Raw genomic sequence first — 4,565 nt, forward strand, 5'->3', positions numbered from 1 at the left:
GCTTTGATTGGCGTCTTTGCTCCGTGATGCCAGGCGCCGAAGCTCTTGCGACGAATAATCCTGCCTGATCCGAACCGAGACTGTCATGGGCGAATTTCCTTCGCCCCATGGAATCAGTAATTCCCTGAAGAAGGAATCCAAAACGAGTCACAAATAATCCCCGTTGGTATTATATCCTCTCGATTGCCTGGCCATTCGGGTTTGCACGGATGATGACGCTTCCCCAGGTTGTCATCGATCTTTTCACTGAGGGGCATATCGAGGAGGCTTCCGGAAATGTGCGTCAGCTGATGTACGGCGCATCTTGGCAAGCCTTCCAACATGCTCCTTTTTTTGGTTACGGATGGGGGCAACTAATGCCGTCGATAGCACCGTACCTTCCCAATGGCCTGGACACGTTCGAACTGGTGCATCACCACTTGCACAGCGATACTCTGGATATGGGAGTCTCGGCCGGCGCTGCGGGTCTGGTTGCCTATGGGATGGTGATCGCGGCACCTGTTGTTGGGTGTTTGACGTCTCCCAGAGACAGTCAATTTCGCGCTCGGTTGATAGGAACAATTTGTCTCAGCACCGCTTATTTGGTGTTTGGGGCGACCTATCTGAGTTTTGGATACGAGTATCACACGACGCTGTACGTATGCTTGGCAGCAATCCTCATTGGCTTCTGTCGCGATGATAATGTCACGGCGAAAGGCCAGCCCTCGTAAAGCGTCGAGTTTGCCGTGTTGCTGCATCATGGCTAGTCAAGATCCCGGGCAACTCTGAAATGGCGGCGCGTCCCGGTTGACTTCACTGCTTAGTATGGTCGGTATGGCTAACCCTACGAATCGAGATTGAACTCAATGTCGGATGGACTACAAAATCGGGCCGAGGTAATTCTGTCGTCTGCTCTCACACGTTATGGTTTCGCATTCTCGATAGTCGGCTTGACGTTCAAGCAACTTCAGTTTGCTGGCGGTTTTGGGTTGATGGAAATCGCGGCCGCCGCTTTTTGCGCGTTGATAGGCGTGGCATATTTGCTGTCCAGGCAGAAAATCCCCATGCATGCGCTTGGTGTCGCAGGGGGCATTTTTGCCGTATTTATGCTTGGCGCAATCGTAGCGATCCTGACCGATCCGCAGAGGCTGAGCATTCGTGACACGATTGCCTATACTTTCACCTTTGCGATCGTCTGCGCCTTTATCCTCGCCTCTAGAAATCGCGAAATGGCTTACATAAAGGCCCTTGCGATCGCCATTAACGTCTGTCTCGCCGTATTCGCAGTTTTGGCGATCATTCCCAGCCCCGCCAAGAATCTTATGTACTATATGAACAGCGACAAGCTGCAGGGGCTATCCAATAACCCCAACCAGATTGCCTTTCTCGCTGCTGTCGGGCTTTCGCTGCTCATTGCAATCGAATTGTGTGGCGGCAATAATAGGAGCTGGGGTCTTATTGCGTTGTCGGCCGCGTGCGGATTAGCGGGGGCCATGTCAGGCAGCGCGGCCTTCACTTTCGCCGTCGGGGGCACGTTTGTGCTGGCGCTTATTATTGCTGGAATCCAGGCGTTTAAGCGTACTTCGATGCGCCTGCCACTGACAATCTGTCTGCCTTTCGTGCTTGCAATTCTATTCACAGTGCCCCTGCCGAACTTTTTGGGAACATGGGTTGGGCCATCGCCATCAGAGGTTAGCCAACTGCCTGCGACTGCAAATTCTGACCCGGTAATGGCCTTGTTGGAAAGCGACGGGGGGCAGGGCGCGATTAGAATGACGCTTTGGAAAAATGCCATCTCGGTGTTTGCGTCATCACCAATATTTGGAATGGGCCCGGGACCGCATGTTCCCTTAATGCTGTCAGACTCGTCCACGGTGACTCTTAACGAAGCTCACAATACCCCGATCGACATTCTTGTGGTTAGTGGCATTCTGGGCTTCTTGGCTTTTTCTGGGTTGTCCGTTTGGGTGTTGATCAACGCCGTTGAGAAAAAGACATTGGGAGGAGTGATGGTTTCAGTGGCCCCGGTGGCTCTGTTCATGTTGCTCCACTACGAGGCCAGGCAGCCATTGTTTTGGATCGTGATATTTTTCGTCGCCAATGCCCTACCTAAAGTCATAGGCAAGGAAGCGTCGGCCCCAGGTTCTTTTGGTTTGAGCAATTCTGCATAGCCTTGAACGCTTCTACTCGACATAGACGGCAGTGAAATTGCTCTCTTGTCGATTACAGTCCATCCTTACAAAGGGCGTAGAAAATGCGTTTCGCAATTTACGGTACGGGCGGAATGGGGAGGGAAGTCGCTCCCATCGCGGCCGACCAATTGGTAGCCGAGGAGATTTCGTACCTCAGCGATGATCGGCCCGATATCGTATTTGTGGACGATTCTGAAAATGCGCCGACAGTGTGCAATGGTCTGCCGGTCATAAGTTTTCGTCAGCTTCAGTCATCCGAACATAGGACCCGTAAAATCATTGCGGCAGTCGGGGACGGCAGAATCCGGAAGAAGATTGAAGATCGGTGTATCGCTGCAGATTTGCAAATCGCGAGCCTGACGGCGAAGACTGCCCGGATTTTTGGTGGTGTTGCCGTGGGCGCTGGCTCAGTTCTCTGCGATTTTACGACGGTCACGTCGAACATAAAAATCGGGAAGAGTTTTCAAGCCAACGTCTATTCTTACGTCATGCACGATTGCGTAATTGGAGACTATGTGACCTTCGCCCCTCGCGTTTGCTGCAATGGGAACGTGCATATCGGCGACTTCGCCTACGTTGGAGCGGGCGCCATGTTCATTCAGGGGACACGTGATCGGCCCCTGATCATTGGGGAGGGCGCTGTAGTAGGCATGGGCGCGGTAGTCCTCAAATCCGTCGCCCCCTACACAGTCGTGGTCGGAAATCCTGCGCGCTTAGTCAAAACACTTCACCGTCCAGACTGATCTGGCTGGCGAGCATCAGTTAAAGCGAGGACGACGGCTTCGTCGATGCCCTCCGCGATACCTTGGCTGACTTCTTCTACGGTGCGTCGCCGATGACTGTCCAACTGTATCCGTGTCGCCAGTGGGTCTGGACGTCCTTGAAGCCGTTCGCCTCCAAAAGTGCTATGGCCTCTGCTTCAGTGTAGTATTTGGCGTAAGCTGGATTGAGTTGATCATAAATGACGAGGCGCCGTTTGTCGGGCGCCAATTTCCCGTAAACTCCTTGGAGGTAACCGCGCATCGGAAGCGGAAACAGTCGACACAGCCCAATATAAGCTCTCAGTATCGCGTCAGCCAGGTAGCATATCGCCGACAATGCCCAATGGGGCAAATTCTTGGTAATAATCCGGATCGGTTCGGCGATGGCAAGATAAGCCTCATTACCTTCTTTGCCATAAAGCCACACAAGCATCTTGCCCCCGGGTCCCAGCGCCGCTCGAGCCGCCCGCACAGTTGATGCAGGATCAACGATATGATGGAGCACCCCTAGCGAGACAACAAGATCCAGTGGCGTCTCAACTTTGAGTTGATCCCCAGTCCCATGGATCAAGGTCACGTCGTTACTTCGATCCGCAGTGTTGGATTTCAGGACATCGAACGCGTCGGAGGGCTCGACCGCAACGACATGAGCCGCTCCTGCCTCAAGGAGCATTCTGACTATGCGACCGGAACCAGATCCTATGTCGCCGATTTTCAACCCCACTAGATTCTGGACTGGAAAGAGCGGCTCAATATAGTCGGCCAACAGGTCTGTCGAACCATAGAATCCGGAATTATCGACGTATCGGGTCCACTGTTCACCAAAATCCGCAATCGTCTTGTCATCGGTCGCCAATTTATCCTCGCTATTATGTGACCGCCAGATCTTCAATCCAACTTCCTCGCTATAGTTAAGATTGTGCTTTGCTGAAGTGGCTCGATTTGTCCAACCACATTTTACTTATTCGATAAGCGGAGTTCGGCTCGGTTATACCACTGCCAAGGTTGGCATCAGCGCGTTGAAGTAGGGTCCGCAGGAGATCTTCGGTCAAGGACCGAGTCATGTCTACGGGCGCTACAAAAGCTAGGGTCGGATTTGACCGGCGCCTTTGCGTAGGAGTAATATCCTGAGCTCGCAGGCACCGACCTCCAAAGCGGCTTACAAAGACGTTGTCGCACTGTAAGCCCCGGCGGTCCATCCTTCTAGTGAAGCCATCGTCGCGCAACCGGCAGGTGAAGCCCCTGCCGATGGATCGGGCGCCGTTCTCGACTATTTGGCCGCTGCTGGTTTTTAGGACAGAGCTAATCTTTCGACGTTTGGCACGAGCAACAAGATTAATGAAAACGCGATTAAATTTCCTGCAGGGCGTTTATTTCCGCCACATCCAACACATTGCTAAGCCGCACGATAGAAAGCAGGTCGATTGATACTACTCAGGCCAGTTTGATGTGGTTTCACACTGAATGGTGCAGGCTCAATCACTGGCGTTCTGATTGTTGGAAAGTAAGCATCTGGTGAGGACGGCGGCGGGCTGAGGATTTCAGCGTATGGCTATTTGTTGATGCGCGCCTTTGCAGCGTTGCGGCGGGCGGCGATGCGGCCGAGAGCGTATTTGATCGGCAACTCCTCGAT

The 4,565-nt window shown here is 53.1% G+C and carries 4 protein-coding genes; 3 read left to right on the forward strand and 1 reads right to left on the reverse strand.

Going from position 1 to position 4,565, the window contains the following annotated elements; all coding sequences use genetic code 11:
* The first annotated feature begins 182 nt into the window (after nucleotides 1-182).
* The 3 genes from WH91_RS00065 (at nucleotide 183) to WH91_RS00075 (ending at nucleotide 2,914) form a co-directional block, all read left to right on the forward strand.
* Nucleotides 183-710 (forward strand): O-antigen ligase family protein, encoded by a 528-nt coding sequence (locus WH91_RS00065; RefSeq protein ID WP_345840343.1) that lies wholly within the window; start codon nucleotides 183-185, stop codon nucleotides 708-710.
* Nucleotides 711-845: 135 nt separating this feature from the next.
* Entirely contained in the window at nucleotides 846-2,150 is a 1,305-nt protein-coding gene (locus WH91_RS00070; RefSeq protein WP_046168968.1) for an O-antigen ligase family protein, read from the forward strand.
* Between the two features lie 83 nt (nucleotides 2,151-2,233).
* Nucleotides 2,234-2,914, forward strand: coding sequence for an acetyltransferase (locus WH91_RS00075; RefSeq protein WP_046168969.1), 681 nt, complete (start codon nucleotides 2,234-2,236; stop codon nucleotides 2,912-2,914).
* Nucleotides 2,915-2,990: 76 nt separating this feature from the next.
* On the opposite strand, the gene WH91_RS00080 is transcribed toward WH91_RS00075, so the two are convergent.
* A complete protein-coding gene (locus WH91_RS00080) occupies nucleotides 2,991-3,824 on the reverse strand; it encodes a class I SAM-dependent methyltransferase (RefSeq protein ID WP_244542499.1) in 834 nt (277 codons plus the stop codon).
* Nucleotides 3,825-4,565: the final 741 nt, after the last annotated feature.

Origin of the sequence: Devosia psychrophila (assembly GCF_000971275.1) — a bacterium.
Lineage (GTDB): Bacteria > Pseudomonadota > Alphaproteobacteria > Rhizobiales > Devosiaceae > Devosia > Devosia psychrophila.

Bases quoted from the DNA above. Each gene is read 5' to 3' on its own strand.
- WH91_RS00070 (WP_046168968.1), top strand. From the start codon at position 846: ATGTCGGATGGACTACAAAATCGGGCCGAGGTAATTCTGTCGTCTGCT.
- WH91_RS00075 (WP_046168969.1), top strand. From the start codon at position 2,234: ATGCGTTTCGCAATTTACGGTACGGGCGGAATGGGGAGGGAAGTCGCT.